The organism is Clostridium sp. J1101437_171009_A5, assembly GCF_015547905.1.
Taxonomy (GTDB): Bacteria; Bacillota; Clostridia; order Oscillospirales; family Oscillospiraceae; genus Pseudoflavonifractor_A; species Pseudoflavonifractor_A gallinarum.
In genome coordinates, this window is the sequence record NZ_JADMVY010000013.1 from 24,916 (window position 1) to 39,823 (window position 14,908).

Below are 14,908 nucleotides of genomic sequence, written 5' to 3' on the forward strand. Positions count from 1 at the left end.
TTATCACACTTTACAGGAGTTTTTCAAAGCAGGGATAGGGAAGAGGCCGTCCGTGCAGATGGATCTCGCCCCGCCGGACAAAGCCCTGCTTGATGAAGAGGGCCTGCATCCGGTGATTGAGAGAGTAGGTGTCCACATGGAGGGCGGACACATGGTTCTGCCGGGCCAGGTCCTGCGCAAAGGAGAGCAGCGCGGTGGCCACACCCTGGCGTTGGGCGGCCGGGTCCACCGCCAGGCGGTGGACCGAATAGACCTCCCCCCGGTACTGCCAGGGAATGGAGGCATACTCCGGAGTCTCGCTGCGGTTGAGGCAGGCCGCGCCCAGAATGGCGCCCGTCTCGGTACAGGCCACATAGAGCTCCCCCCGGTCAATATCCCCCGCATAGAGGGCGCGGGTGGGATAGTCCGCCCCCCACTGGGGATTGCCGATGGCATTCATATGGGCCACGGCCCGCTCGACCAGGGCCCAGACGGCATCCAGATCGGCGGGAGCGGCACAGCGGATGATGGGCATGGAGCTTAGAGCGCCATGGGGCCCATGGCCTCGTGGAGTTCGTCGGTGATGGCGCCGTGGAAGAGGCCTCCGGCAAAGCCGTGGAGGGTCTCCAGACGCTCGGGGAGCTGCTCGGGGGTGAGCTTGCCCACCGTAGAGAGATCCTGGTCCAGAATGAAGCGGGGCTTGGGATCCTGCTTCCCGCCGTTGAGCAGGCCGGGACCGGCGTGGAGCTTCAGGCGGCTGTCGGTGCCCAGACGGGTCTCAATGTCCAGAGAGCACTTGTTGACTTCCTTCTCGTCCACATCGGGCTCGCCCAGGATACCGATATAGGGGCTCTGGAGCAGATCGTCCCACAGAAGATCGGTCAGGCCCAGGCGCTCCTTGGAGATGGCGTTGACGTAGCGCAGGCCCACCCGCTCAAAATAGTCGGCGTGGTAGATCTGCAGGAAAGCGGCCACGGCCTTGTCCAGCTTCAGGGCAAAATCCTCCCAGCGGGTGTAGCGCAGGGTGGACAGAGCGATAAAGTTGCTGGTCAGATTCAGCTTCCAGAATCCGTCCTGAGTGATGAAATTATAGTTGGTGATGGGGGGCTGCTGCTCCACCTTGGCGTCGGGGGTGCCCAGACCGGTGATCTTGGGGGCGGGACGCTCCTGCCGGGCCACAAACTGCGGGAATTCGTGCCGGATGGCCTCCTGGAACTCCGCAGGCTCCTGAGAGCCGATGGAGAGGATGGTGGGGAAGCGGAGCTGGCAGATCACCTCAATGAGGGGGCTGCGCTGGTAGAGGCAGCGCTCGTACTTGGCAAATAGCATAGGGTCGTGTTCCTCCTGTATTTTGTTCGGGTCTGTTCAGGGACAGGGGCCCGTTCATGGGTATATTCTCTACTATTATAATGCGTAACAGTAAAAGTAACAAGAGAGAATGGTGGATATTTCTGTTTTTTACACAATCCATACCGAAACGGTGACCGGGAAAAAGAGGGGGCGCACCCTTTTCCCGCGGCGGAATAGGATAAGACAGCAACGGAACATGGAGGAGGAGTTGTGCCATGAAACATGAGTGGAATATCTGGGTGGTGGGCGGAGACCAGCGGCAGGCGCAGCTGGCCGTCCAGCTGGCCAGAGACGGACATACGGTTCATACCTATGCCCTGGAGCGGGCGGGGGAACTGGGGGAGGGCGTGGAGCCGGAACGGGATCTGCGGGGGGCCGTGCGGGCGGACTGCGTGATCCTTCCCCTGCCTGTGACCGGAGAGGGGACGCTGCTCAACACCCCGCTGTCAGAGGGGAGCCTTCCCCTGGCCGAAGTGCTGGACCGCCTGCGCCCGGGCCAGATCGTCTGCGCCGGGCTGGTCACGCCGCCGGTGGCCGCGCTGGCGGATGCCCGGGGACTGACCCTGCACGACTATTTTGCCCGGGAAGAGCTTGCCATAGCCAACGCGGTGCCCACGGCCGAGGGGGCGATCCAGATCGCCATGGAGGAGCTGCCCATCACCCTGCACGGCGCCCGGGTGCTCGTAGTGGGTTACGGGCGCCTGGGAAGAGCGCTGGCCCCCCGGCTGGCGGCGCTGGGCGCCCGGGTGAGCGTGGCCGCCCGGAAGTGGTCCGATCTGGCCTGGATCGAGGCGGAGGGCTACGGGGTGGAACACAGCGGGCAGCTGCGGGGCTGGCTGTGCGGCTATGATCTGATCCTCAATACCGTGCCGGCCCGGCTCCTGGAAGAGGAGACCCTGCGGGATCTGAAACCGGGCTGCCTGGTACTGGACCTGGCCTCCAAGCCAGGGGGGGCGGGTGTGGCATTGGGAAGGCATAGGACGACCCTACCTTATATATAATGGAAGCATGATCGTAGAGGAGGGGTGGAACATGAAGCCGGAATGCCATGTGCGTGAGACCTATGCCCAAGAAGGGCCCGATCTGATGCAATGTCTGGAGGAGCTGCTGCGCGCCGGGAAGGAGGAGCCGCCGTGTCCCTTCCAAAGGTAGGGCTGTACCTCCGCCTCTCCCGGGAGGACGAGGGGGAGAGCGACCAGTCCATGAGCATCGCCAACCAAAAGACCTTTTTGCTCCAGTATGTCCGGCAGCAGGGCTGGCCGGTGACGGAAATCTATGCGGATGACGGATACACCGGTACCAATTTTGACCGCCCCGCGTTCCAGCGCCTGCTGGAAGACATCCGGAAAAAGCGCATCGACCTGGTGATCACCAAGGATCTGTCCCGGCTGGGGCGGGATCAGATCGGAACGGTCTACTACTATCAGTGCTTTTTCCCGGCCCATGGGGTGCGCTATGTGGCGGTGAGCGAGGGGTTCGATACCGCCGCCGGACATACCTCCATCGCGCTGCCCTTTCTGGCGGCGGCCAATGACTTCTATACCGCGGATATCTCCCGAAAGGTCCGCGCCGCTCTGGATGCACGGCGGCGGAGCGGGGCCTTTATCGGGGCATCCCCTCCTCTGGGGTACCGGAAGGACCCGGAACAGCGGGGAAAGCTCCTGGTGGACGGGGAGCGGCGCTGGATCGTGGAGGAGGTCTTTCGCCGCTATCTGCAGAGCGGCTCGGTCCGGGGAACCGCCCGGGCGCTGAGTGCCGCCCAGGTGCCCACCCCCGCCCAGTGCCGGGGAGAGGGCTCCCGGGGCGTGTGGAGCGATACCATGGTGCGGCGGATCCTGACCAATCCCACCTATGCCGGGCACCTCACCCAGAACCGCAGCGAAAAGGCCAGTTACAAGATCACACGGCGGATCGCCCATCCGCCGGAGGCATGGACGGTGGTGCCCTACACCCATGAGGCCATCATTCCACAGACCCAGTTTGACCGGGTACAGGAGCTGCTGCGCCGGCGCAGCTACCGGCCGCCTGTGGGGGAGGCCCATCTCCTCACCGGACTGGCCTTCTGCGCCGCCTGCGGCTCCCCCATGAGCTATGTGCGGGAGGGAGCGCGGAGTTACATGGTCTGTCAGGGCTACCGACGGGGGAGTAAGCGGTGTACCTCCCACCGGGTGCGGGAGGACGCGGTGCTCTCCGCCCTGGGGGAGTTGCTGCGCACCCTGGTCCGGGCGATCGACCCGGGAGAATTGGCGGCGCGCACCCTGCCCCAGACCGGAGACGAAACGCTCCGCCGCCGCGGGGAGCTGGAGCGGGCCCTCCAGGCCTGCCGCCGCCGGACAGTCCATCTCTACCGGGATCAGGAGGAGGGGGTGATCACCCGGACGGAATTTCAGGAGCTCCTCCTGGAAAACCGGCGGCGGCGGGAGGAGCTGGAAGCACGGCTGGGTGCGCTCCCCTCGGCTCCACGAAACGACCCGGCCTGGTGGACCGAGCGGGTGCGGGAGACCCTGACCTTTGCACCGTTGACCCGCCCGGCCGTGCTGTCCCTGTTGGATCGGGTGCTGGTGGAGGAGGGAAAACAAGTGGAGATCCGGTTCCGCTTTCGGATGCCGGCAGCAGAAACTGTGCAGAATCGATAAAGAGACGGTCGAAAAATAGGGGAATAGGAGAAATACTAAACAACCAGCATACTTGCATCTGCGATTTATTTGTGCTACAATGTTACCGTTACAGAAGTTCTTAATATATCTTTAAATCTTTCGGGAAAAATTTTTAAAATGTAACCGATTTGTGACCGAAGGGTGCTATACTCTGTAACAGAAGCGATCTCCCGCCGGAGAGCATGCTCCGGCAAGCTTACAAGTTGGAAAAGAGCAAACCATGTGAAAGCATGGGACGCAAAGCTAGAAAGCTAACACGGCCATGTGCCGCTACGCTCGTTCGGCTGCCCAGACAAAGACGTTCGGTCTGCCGATGCGTTGAGCTCTTTTCCTGGAATGGATCCTGTTCGCGCCGCAGACAGTTCGTCTGCGGCGCTGTTTTTTCACCTCTGAAACAGCGGAAACAGAACGATTTAAAAGAAATAAAAAATGTACATCCAAACCTTGAAATGTAACCGTTCTGTGACCGCGGGGTGCTATACTCGGATTTAGAAAGTGAGCTTCCGGGCGGGAAGGTCCCCCGGTCTCCCAGTCTGAGAAAGCGAGGTGAGGGCGCAGTGCCCAAAGCAGTCAAAGTCCTCTGGAACACCCTGACCACCATTCTGGCGGTGATCGTGGTGGGCCTGGCCGTCCTTCTGGTGGGCGTACGTCTGGTGGGTCTGACCCCCTACGTAGTGCTCAGCGGAAGTATGGAGCCGACCTATCCCACCGGTTCTCTGATCTATGTGAAGGATGTGGAGCCACAGGATGTGAAGGTGGGCGACCCCATCACCTTTGTCTTGAATGAGGATCTGACCGTCGCCACCCACCGGGTGGTCGAAGTCAATGAGACCGACGGCTGGTTCCGCACGCAGGGGGATGCCAATGACAGTCCCGACGGAAGCCCGGTTCTTTTCGAGAACCTGATCGGAGTACCCCAGTTCTGCATTCCGAAGCTGGGCTTCCTCACCGATTTCCTCACCCACGCCCCGGGTATGTATGTGGGATGGAGTGTGATCGCCGTGCTGCTGATCCTGCTCTTCACACCGGAGATTCTGAAATGGGCCGAGGATTCGGACAAGAAGGCCGCCGCCAAGAAAGCGGGTAAGGCCGATGACGCAGGGGGAACGCCGAAAGGCAGTAAATAGATTCGACCCGGTACTCGCAAAGATCCAAACTAACCAATGTTCTTTAAGAAGAGAAAGGAGCAAATCACTATGAAAAAGAAAGTTCTCGTTTCCGCAGGCGCTCTGGCTCTGGCTGCTGGCGTTGGCATCGGTGGCACTCTGGCTTGGCTGACTGCTACATCTGAAGAAAAGGTCAATACCTTTGTGTATGCATTTGGTGGAGAGACGGACCCTATTACTCTGACCCTGACCGAAACCTTTGAGCAGAATGCCTCGGTTACTCCCGGTGCGCAGATTGAGAAGGTTCCTGTGCTGACGGTGGGAGCTGATAGCGTCGATTGCTATGTGTATGCTGAGATCGATAACCAGTTTGGCGACATTGCCACACTGGATATTGACACCAACAATTGGCTGAAGGTTACTGGAACAGAGAATATTTATCGGTACAAGGATATCGTTGATACCGAAAAGGGAACCGCTCTTCCGCAGCTTTTCAACACTGTAACGTTCAGCACTGATTTGGATGCAGATGATTTGAAGGGAATGGTCAATCCTGATGCAGAAGTGGAAGGACAACTGACTCAGACGATCACGATCAACGGCTATGCCATCCAGTCTGATGGCGAGGGCATGACTCAGGATCTGGCTGATGGGCAGGCCAAGACTCACTTTGGCGTTGGCGCTTAAGACCGGTTCAGACAGCCCTAATCAAATTTATTAAGTCATAACTGAGAAAGGAACCTGAGTTATGGGCATGAAGAAGAAAGTAATGGCCGCTGGTCTGGCGGCCTGCATGGGCGCCACGCTGATCGGCGGCGCCACCCTGGCTTACTTTACCGATAAGGATGAGCGCACCAACAGCTTCACCGTGGCCGGCGCGGATGGACAGCCTGCTCTGGACATTGTGATGACCGAGACTTCTGTTGAAGGAAACGGTATGGTGGCCGGTGTTGCGACGGATGACGGTTATAAGTATGAGAACATCGTCCCCGGCGTGACCTACTCCAAGAATGTGGATGTGGATCTGGGGGAGAAGAGCATCGACTCTCATCTCTATGTGGAGCTGACCATCACCAACTATGAGAATCTGTGTCTGGCGACCAAGGGGATCGAGACGCCCGGTTCCGGTCCTGTGGAGAACATCGGCAAGTATATTGTAAATCCCCACGCCAACCTGAACGCTTCCAAGCTGATCGCCACCAAGCGCGTGGAGAGCGATACTCCCGCAGAGGATACCCTCTCCCTGGTGTTCGACATGGGCGTGATGGATAAGGATACCGCACATGTTGATGTGTTTGACGCCGTCAAGGTTCCCGGCGAGCTGGGCAATGAAGAAATGAAGAATCTGAAGGATGGCGTGGACCTGAGTGTCAAGGCTTATGCCATCCAGAAGGCTGGCCTGGAGACGGACGAGGCTGCCGAGGCTGCCGCCATGGCCGAGTGGTTCACCGAAGCGAACGGTTATGAGCCCGCTTAATTTCTAACTCCTAGTACATCCGTACCGAATCGAATTGAATATGGGCGGCGGGGCATTTCCCCGCCCCGCCGCCCTAAGGACGTTCCCAGCACTGCCTGTTGGGATTCCCTACCAGAACGGGAGTGCCGCTTCCCCAGGCACTCCTATTCGTCCCTAAAGCATATTTGAATTTGTGAAGAGGAAAGGCGGGAGATGACATGAAAAAACGACTCGCAGCGGGCGGCGTTGCGCTGTCCCTGCTGGCCATCCTGGGCATCGGAACCGCGGCGTATTTCGTGACCGATGGCAGGGCCGAGAACAAGATCACCATGGGCACGGTCGATCTGACCCTGACCGAAACCGTGAACGGTGTTGTGGTGGGCGAGACCACCCACCAGCTCAACGGCATTCTCCCTGGCCAGACCGTGGATCAGGTGGCAGAGATCAAGAATACCGGCAATCAGGACTACTGGCTCCGGGTGCGGGCGGACGTGAGCGTTACCGCAGCCCAGCAGGCCGCCGATCTGGACAGCAGCGTGATTTCCTTTAATTGGGATGAGAAGCAGTGGGTAGAAGAGGACGGCTGGTACTACTACCCCACCGCCGTGGCGGTCAATGAGACCGTGACCCCCTTTGATGCGGTCACCTTTGCCGCCAAGGCCGGAAATGAGTATCAGGGCTGCACCATTGACATCGATGTGGAGGCCCAGGCCGTCCAGGTCAAGAACAATGAGATTCCCGCAGGTGGCTCCGTCCTGGATGTCCAGGGCTGGCCCGAGACGGTCACCCCGTAAGGAAAGAGGTGTGATGCAGTATGTATAACTGGAAGAAACGCCTGTTGGCGGCTGTGCTGGCCGGTTGTATGACCGTCGGTCTGATGGCGCCCGCACTGGCGACCGTGGGCGGGGAGGATACCCTTACCACGGCGGGCGAGGTGGACCCCGGTTTCAGCGTGGACCCGGTGTACCCTGTGGAGCCCACCGACCCTGTGGAGCCCGTAGAGCCCACTCCGCCCGTGGAGACCGAGATTCCCGACGGGGAGATCCCTCTGGATCCCGGCTTCAACGTCCCCGACTATGCCAATATGTCCACCGAGGAGCTGTATGAGGTGGTCAAGGACCTCTCCGACGAGGACCGCGCCATTGTTTACAGCCTCCTGACCGAAGAGCAGATCGCCGCTCTGGAAGAGTATGAGAAGGCGATGGAGCTGCCGGAGGTTGACATGGAGGCAGCTCAGGCTCTGTTGGATGAGCTTTCCGCTATTGATCCTATGGCGAGTGACTTTGTAATTCGCGATTATCTTCTTACATTGACAGAGGAAGAATGGGCTTTGCTGGAGTTGGTTCTCCAGCCTGAAGAAGTAGAGAATCTGCGTAGTTACCTCTCTCTTTCTGAGATAGAAGTAGAAGAGGATACTAGTGAAGCCCCTCCATTTACAAGCGTTGGACCGCTTCTGCCAGATGGAGGAACCTCCTTTTCGGAAGCTACCATGAATGAGCAACCCATGCAACGTATGGCACGCACGATGGCTTCGATGGAACCGCGAGGGGGAAATTATGTTGAGCCTGCGGAGGGGCTGCTAGTTAATAAAACCGTTTCTGCAGTAGAGGGGAATCCAAACCGCTTTGTGATCAATATGACGGCGGAAGCAAAATCCAATATTGTGGAAACTAGTGTGCCCTGTGATATTGTTCTGGTTCTGGATGTATCAGGAAGTATGGCAGGTAATAAATTAACTGACCTCAAAAATGCGGTAAACGGATTTTTGGATACCATTTTACAAAACTCTCCGGACAGCAGGGTATCAATCGTTTCGTATTCTAATGGGGCAAATGTTAACGCTTACTTGACTGACATATCGGACGGCATCGATAGGCTGAAAGGCGTAGTCAATAATCTTAGCGAAGGCGGCGGAACATACTCCAATAAAGGTTTGGAACAGGCCTACTACGTTTTAAATGGGATTTCAAGCTCCGACCCCATGTATGATAATTCCCGTGCGGTAGTTTTGTTCACAGATGGTATACCTGGCAGCGGTTCGTGGTCTGGCTTATTTGGAGAGGATGCTGAAACACACGAATGTGCACAGAGCTCTATCTATTGGGGACAAGTGTTAAAAGCGCCAAAGGGTAGTCCGGTCAATGTCGATGCAGCAGATAGTTTTTATGGACATCATGGCATGGATTTTGTTACACGTGATTGGCCATGGCAAAGCTACTGGTTGAGAGATAATCGCAAAAATATGCCTGGATGTGGTGCGACAGTTTACACGGTCGGGTTGGGCCTTCCTCAAAATGATGTAAAAATCAATGAGTATATGTACCGAACTTCCAGTAGTCGACCGGACGGTACACACGTAGTCGAATGGGGTAATGGCGGATATTATGATAATCGTACCCGCAATATTCCTGATGGCTACTATCTGACTACAGATAATAGCGGTGAGCTGAATGATATCTTTGAGAAGATTGCCAATCAGACCGGAAAACCGATTGAAGGTATCAAAATTCGGGACTATATTTCTCCGCAGTTCAACATTGTAGATACAGAAGGAAATGTACTCGGTGTCGGCGATACCTTTACTCAGGGAGGCTATATAGGAACCATAGGCGAAGATGACAACGGACTCTATATTGAGTGGACGGGCGTCAACTTGAAGCCAATGGAACCCGGAAAGCCAGAAACTGCGCAGAAATTTAATGAGAGCATCTATGTGGAACCTAAGAGTGGATTCTTGGGGGGCAATAGTGTGCCCACCAATATTGCGGATATTTCCGGCGTCTATGACACAGATGGTGACTGCATCGGCAGTTTCCCCGAGCCGAAGGTAGATGTGGCCATTCAGCCGTTGGCTCTCAACGGGAACAACGTCAATATCTATTATGGCAACGATGCGCCTGATTCTAAAGATCTGGTAAGCTGGGGCGGCACTCCGCTGAGCGAGCTGGAGCCTTGGCAGACTGCGTATGTCAACGTTAGCGCAACTGTCACAAATACGATCAACAATACAACAGACAGTAGCTATGATGTTGCGGTTACTGTAACGCCTAAGAGTAAGGCATGTGGTATCGGCACGCCGGCAGTTGAGCAGACTGATTCTGCACAGGGTACGGTCAACGTCTTTAAGCTGTATGTAACCTATCAGGACACGACTGTGACGCAGGGCGAAACATCGGACTATGCAGACAATCTGGTGGATCAGGTTTGGAAGCATGGCGATGTGACAGATGAAAACGTTGCCATGATGGGTAGCAGACCGACTCTGAGCTTTGCCTATGATCCTGAGGATGGGGAGGTTATCGGAACCGGCGATATCAATGTTAAGGTAGCTGTGACAAAAGATGGAACCCCGTATGGTGGAGTTGTCTTTGTGTGGCAGTCTGGCAATGGATGTGCTGGATGTACTGATCCTAATCCCGATGCGCAGTTCCGTATCCACATCTTTGTGCCCGAGTTCACCTTCACGCTGACCAAGGAGCTGGCTAACGGTGAAACAGCTGACGGTGAGCAGACCTTCATGTTCAACATCACAGATGGAACGCTGAACATGACCGTGGCGCTGACCATTCCCGATGGCGGAACCTCTGCGTCCAAGCAGATCACCCTGCCCAGCGGTACTTACACCGTGACCGAGGACAGCGACTGGTCCTGGAAGTATGAGAAGAACAACCAGTCCTTTGAGGTAACTAAGGACGGTGATACGGCTGAGTTCACCAACACCCGCAACGACAAGAACTGGCTGGGCGGCAGCCACAGCGTGGAGAACGACTTTGCGCCGGTAAACAACAGTTCTTCCGATCAGACCATCGACACCCTGGACGCCCTGGTGCCTCCTCTGCCCACCGGCGAGAAGAAGCAGGAGAACGAGGACGACCAGAAGAAGACCGAACCCGATCCCGGCGAAGACCCGGATCTGGACGGCATGACACAGGAGGGAGGCGTGGACCATGTTTGATCGCAAGCATAACGAGGGGAAGCGCGCCTTCCGTAAGTGGAAATGGCTGCCTGCAGCCTGTGCGCTGGCGCTGGCCCTCACCGTAACGGTGGGGGGCACGCTGGCCTGGCTGGCAGCCCACACCGACCCGGTGACCAATACCTTTAAAATGGGTGAGGTCACACCGAAAGTTACGGAGGATTTTACGCAGCATACTGAGGTCAAGAAAGATGTCCGTGTCCAAAATCAGGGCGATGTGCCCGCCTACATCCGTGTGGCCCTGGTTGCTACCTGGGAAGATGAAAACGGCAATGTGAAGCCTGCCAGTCTCAGCGATTTGACAATTACCTGGGGTGGTGAAGGTGGAAACCTGGGCGATGGATGGATTCAAATTGGCGAATACTATTATCACCAGGCTCCGGTCAACGGACAGGATTACACCGGCTATTTGATCAAAGAGGCCAAGGTAGATGGGACTAAGGAACCTGCCGGCTACCATATGAATCTCCAGGTCATTGCCGATTCCATCCAGGCCGCGCCCCCTGAAGCGGTGACAACCGCTTGGGGTGTCGAGTTGGACGGCGGAAACATTACAGGTTAAGGAGGTGACCAACCATGAAAAAGAATAAACTCCGCGCTCTGTTGGCGGGAGGCGTAGCCGTGGCTATGCTGTGCGGCGTCATGGCGGTCACCGCCCTGGCCGACACTGGCGTACCTACCGTGACCTATAACCACGCAAACAAGCAGTTTGAGTTCCGCAATGTGAGCACAAACAACGAGACTGTGGAAGAGGGCTATCCCAACCTGTTCCAGGAGCTTACCAATCTGATGCCCGGCGATGAAAAGAGCCAGGAGATCAAGGTGAATGCCTCTGGGTTGGGTTCTGGCTCCGTGGTGATTTGGCTGAAAGCTGAGTCCAGCAAGGATCCTGAGGCTCAGGCTGACTATGCCAAGCTGCTGACGGCTATGGATGAGCAGGGTGTGACCCTGAGCATCACAGAAAAAGACGGCAAGCCCATCAATGACGTCAATGGCGATCCTGTGACCGAGCTGAGCGCAAAGCTGAGCGAGGGGCTGCGCCTGGGCCGCTTCTATGGGAGCGACGATGAGCGCAACCTGGTCGTTAAGCTGAGCATCCCGGTCACGGTGGGCAATGAGTTCCAGGGTCTGGCTGCTGGAATCGACTGGGTCTTTACTGCACAGTATGAGCCCGGCGGCGATGGCGGCGACGGTGGCGGCGGCGGAACCGACATCACCGATCCCGAGACCCCGTTGGGAGACCTGCCTGAGCTGGAGAAGGGCGACCACTTCGCCTACATTGTGGGCCGCGACGACGGAAAGGTCCATCCCGAGGATGAGATCAACCGCGCTGAGGTGGCTACGATCTTCTTCCGCCTGCTGAAGGAGGACTCCCGCAACCAGTACTGGATGACCACCAACCCGTACAGCGATGTGCCGGCTGACGCCTGGTTCAACAAGGCGGTCTCTACGCTGACCAACGCCAAGATCATCTACGGCCGCTCCGGCGGGATCTTTGATCCCAACGCCCCCATTACCCGCGCTGAGTTCGCGGCAATGGCGGTCCGCTTCTTCGGCAGCGGCTATGATGGCCCGGATATGTTCAGTGACATCTCCGGCCACTGGGCTCAGGATGCCATCAACAAGGCGGCCAACGAGGGCATCATCAGCGGTTACACCGACGGCACCTTCCGTCCGGACAACAACATCACCCGCGCGGAGGCAATCTCCATCATCAACCGGGTGCTGGACCGCCGGCCCCATGCCGACCACCTGCTGGATGGTATGACCACCTGGCCCGACAACATGGATACTTCTGCCTGGTACTACACTGCCATCCAGGAGGCTACCAACTCCCACAACTATGATCCCTCGGAAGAGCGGGACGAGAACGACAACCAGTTTGAGATCTGGACCGAGCTCCTCCCCGTCCGTGACTGGGCCACGCTGGAGCGCGCCTGGACCGATTCCAACGCCTCCGTCAACCCTGGCGACGTCATGTATGTCTCTTCCAGTGAGAGCTATGTGGTAAAGTAATTTCATCCAGAGCAAGGAAACAGGCCCCGCCGGTTACGGCGGGGCCTGTTTTTGTGCGTGTTGAGAAATTTCAAAAATGTACTGCGCTATATCAAAATGTAACCGAGATGTAACCGCAGTAGGATATACTCATAATCAAAGAGCGTAACTGCCTGAATGTCAGATGGGAGGCGACACACGTGAGAGAGACCTTCGTGGTCCAAGTGATCAGTGCTCAGAATGCCACCTGGCAGGGTGTCGTCACTTGGGCTGAGGGCAAACGGAAACAACCCTTTCGAAGCGCGCTGGAATTGCTGAAACTCATTGACAGTTCTCTGGAAGAAGAAGCTGCTGATGAGGCTCAGGAGGAATGAGCGCAGATCCAATGACCAATCGTGAGAAAGGCGTTCTCACAAAGAGGGGAAGCAAGGTGCTCCCAATCATATGAAAAAGGAGAGAGCGATCATGTTGGCAAAGAGACAGAGTCTAAAGCGCGTCTTAGCGTCTGTTCTGTCCGTCATTATGCTGCTGGGCCTGATGCCCACGGCGGCGCTGGCGGCCGGAGAAGGCACCGTTGATCTGGCTGGAGGTGCTGTGGAGAGCAAGTCCCCCTACGATTTGGGGAATACACCCGGGATCGATGGGCAGAAGGATGATATTTACGTAAAAGAATATCATCTCATGACCCGTGAGTCCTTCCAGAATTACTGCTGGGAGCAGGCGGGGAATGAGGTCCCTGCTGGGGATTGGGTTACCGCGCTGGTCCTGAATGGTATGCGGATTGTGGCTAAGGATGGTGCGGAGACTGCCAGACAGGCTGATATCACGGGCGGAGACGGCTATAATGTCTATGGCAATGTGGAGTGGAGCGGACTGACCCGCTACATCCAGCCGGACGAGGTTGCGGAGATCGTGCTCTATGGTACCTATGTCGATAACTACATGAAAGAGGGCTGGCTCTTCGACTATCCCTGGTTTGACATTAAGAGCTTTGAGTACCATATCCCGGCGGATCAGTTTGTGTTCGATGCGTACGATGACAACTGGAACTGCCAGGAGTTCTGTGAGGTGTGGTTTAAGGATGAGGCTCCCGAGCCTCCCGAGCAGAAGGTTTTCTCCGCGGAAGTAAGCTTTACCTATGGTTACGAGGGTGAAGAGGCCAAGGCTGTTCCCGCCGAAAAGATGCCTGAAATTCCCCTGAACGACAAGGGTGTTTATTTGATTTCCCTCCTGGAGGATAAGCTGGAGGGTTGGACACAGGATGGCGAGAAGTATACCAAGGATTTTGGTGCGGCAATCCCTGATACAATCACCGTAGATGACGTCACCTACACCCTGACAACTCAGGACAAGACCATCGCCATCAGCGAGCAGGGCGAGCACAAGACCTTCCACTATACCAAGTCTGTTCCCACCCAGGCAAGCGTGGATCTGGAGATCCAGAAGGCAGTCAAGGCCAGCCAGCAGGGCAGCGGTGCCCCGGCGGAGATCTTCCGTTTCTTCCTGGTGGATACCACGAATGGTGTCAATCAGCCTGTGGAGACGAAGTCCATGGTGACCACCGGCGTGGGCAGCTATGCCGAGCATATCAATCTGACCTATACAACCACCGGTGTGCGTACCTATGAGCTGTGCGAGCTGCCTGGCAAGGCCGAGGACTGGGACTATGATCTGAATGCGATCTATCGCTTCCAGGTCGTGGTGACCGCGGATAACGAGGGCAAGCTGACGGCTGAGCTGAAGGATCAGAGCGGCAACGCGATCGATGGTAAGTTTGCCTTTACCAACACCTACAACGGCTTCTATCAGCCCGACGAGGAGCGGCTTGTGGTTCTTCAGGGCGGTGTCCGCCAGGCGGACGGCAGCCTGAAGCAGCTGTATCTGGAGAGCTATCGTGTCTCGGTCAATGAGCCCTACGACATGACTGATGAGTTGGCTACTCTGGAAAAGGAGCACTGCACTGGATACAACCGTAAGGAAGTGTTCGGCAACCTGAAGGGCGAGGCCGGAAATTCCGATGTCAAGATCCTGGTGGAGTATGCCAAGCCTGTTTCCGGTCAGGCAAATGTGGATCTGGAGATCCAGAAGGCAGTCAAGGCCAGCCAGCAGGGCAGCAATGCTCCGGCGGAGACCTTCCGTTTCTTCCTGGTGGATACCACGAATGGTGTCAATCAGCCTGTGGAGACGAAGTCCATGGTGACCACCGGCGTGGGCAGCTATGCCGAGCATATCAATCTGACCTATACAACCACCGGTGTGCGTACCTATGAGCTGTGCGAGCTGCCTGGCAAGGCCGAGGACTGGGACTATGATCTGAATGCGATCTATCGCTTCCAGGTCGTGGTGACCGCGGATAACGAGGGCAAGCTGACGGCTGAGCTGAAGGATCAGA

Annotated in this window: 13 protein-coding genes and 1 riboswitch; of the genes, 11 read left to right on the plus strand and 2 right to left on the minus strand. The window is 56.9% G+C overall.

The annotated features are described in order from the left end of the window. Positions 1 to 10: 10 nt before the first annotated feature. Together I2C21_RS14800 and I2C21_RS14805 are read right to left on the minus strand one after the other, a co-directional pair. A complete protein-coding gene (locus I2C21_RS14800; RefSeq protein ID WP_101691032.1) occupies positions 11 to 514 on the minus strand; it encodes a GNAT family N-acetyltransferase in 504 nt (167 codons plus the stop codon). Between the two features lie 5 nt (positions 515 to 519). Continuing rightward, positions 520 to 1,308, minus strand: coding sequence for a TIGR04255 family protein (locus I2C21_RS14805; protein ID WP_101691033.1), 789 nt, complete (start codon positions 1,306 to 1,308; stop codon positions 520 to 522). Positions 1,309 to 1,544: 236 nt separating this feature from the next. Between I2C21_RS14805 and I2C21_RS14810 the strand changes: the two genes are divergently transcribed. The 11 genes from I2C21_RS14810 to I2C21_RS14860 all read left to right on the plus strand — a co-directional run. Continuing rightward, entirely contained in the window at positions 1,545 to 2,330 is a 786-nt protein-coding gene (locus I2C21_RS14810) for a dipicolinate synthase subunit DpsA (RefSeq protein WP_193538796.1), read from the plus strand. A gap of 132 nt (positions 2,331 to 2,462) precedes the next feature. Further along, complete coding sequence (locus I2C21_RS14815; protein WP_195279633.1) at positions 2,463 to 3,965, plus strand: recombinase family protein; 1,503 nt, start codon at positions 2,463 to 2,465, stop codon at positions 3,963 to 3,965. A 223-nt stretch (positions 3,966 to 4,188) separates the two neighbouring features. Further along, a riboswitch (cyclic di-GMP riboswitch) is annotated at positions 4,189 to 4,278 on the plus strand. A gap of 265 nt (positions 4,279 to 4,543) precedes the next feature. Continuing rightward, a complete protein-coding gene (locus I2C21_RS14820; RefSeq protein WP_195279634.1) occupies positions 4,544 to 5,113 on the plus strand; it encodes a signal peptidase I in 570 nt (189 codons plus the stop codon). 69 nt (positions 5,114 to 5,182) lie between these two features. Then, positions 5,183 to 5,779 (plus strand): SipW-dependent-type signal peptide-containing protein, encoded by a 597-nt coding sequence (locus tag I2C21_RS14825; protein ID WP_101691037.1) that lies wholly within the window; start codon positions 5,183 to 5,185, stop codon positions 5,777 to 5,779. Positions 5,780 to 5,846: 67 nt separating this feature from the next. Beyond that, complete coding sequence (locus tag I2C21_RS14830; RefSeq protein WP_180956681.1) at positions 5,847 to 6,569, plus strand: TasA family protein; 723 nt, start codon at positions 5,847 to 5,849, stop codon at positions 6,567 to 6,569. 197 nt (positions 6,570 to 6,766) lie between these two features. Then, positions 6,767 to 7,342: a TasA family protein gene (locus I2C21_RS14835; RefSeq protein ID WP_195279635.1), complete on the plus strand. Its 576-nt coding sequence runs from the start codon at positions 6,767 to 6,769 to the stop codon at positions 7,340 to 7,342. Between the two features lie 20 nt (positions 7,343 to 7,362). Continuing rightward, positions 7,363 to 10,503, plus strand: a complete 3,141-nt coding sequence (locus I2C21_RS14840) for a VWA domain-containing protein (RefSeq protein WP_195279636.1) — start codon at positions 7,363 to 7,365, stop codon at positions 10,501 to 10,503. After that, a complete protein-coding gene (locus I2C21_RS14845; RefSeq protein ID WP_195279637.1) occupies positions 10,496 to 11,083 on the plus strand; it encodes a hypothetical protein in 588 nt (195 codons plus the stop codon). The genes I2C21_RS14840 and I2C21_RS14845 overlap by 8 nt, the downstream gene beginning before the upstream one ends. Before the next feature lie 14 nt (positions 11,084 to 11,097). Beyond that, positions 11,098 to 12,537 carry an S-layer homology domain-containing protein gene (locus I2C21_RS14850; RefSeq protein WP_195279638.1) on the plus strand — a complete coding sequence of 480 codons (1,440 nt, stop codon included), beginning with the start codon at positions 11,098 to 11,100 and terminating at the stop codon, positions 12,535 to 12,537. A gap of 179 nt (positions 12,538 to 12,716) precedes the next feature. Beyond that, complete coding sequence (locus I2C21_RS14855; protein WP_328821083.1) at positions 12,717 to 12,890, plus strand: hypothetical protein; 174 nt, start codon at positions 12,717 to 12,719, stop codon at positions 12,888 to 12,890. Positions 12,891 to 12,981: 91 nt separating this feature from the next. Further along, positions 12,982 to 14,908: Spy0128 family protein (locus tag I2C21_RS14860; RefSeq protein WP_195279639.1), on the plus strand; the 1,927-nt coding region annotated here is incomplete at its 3' end.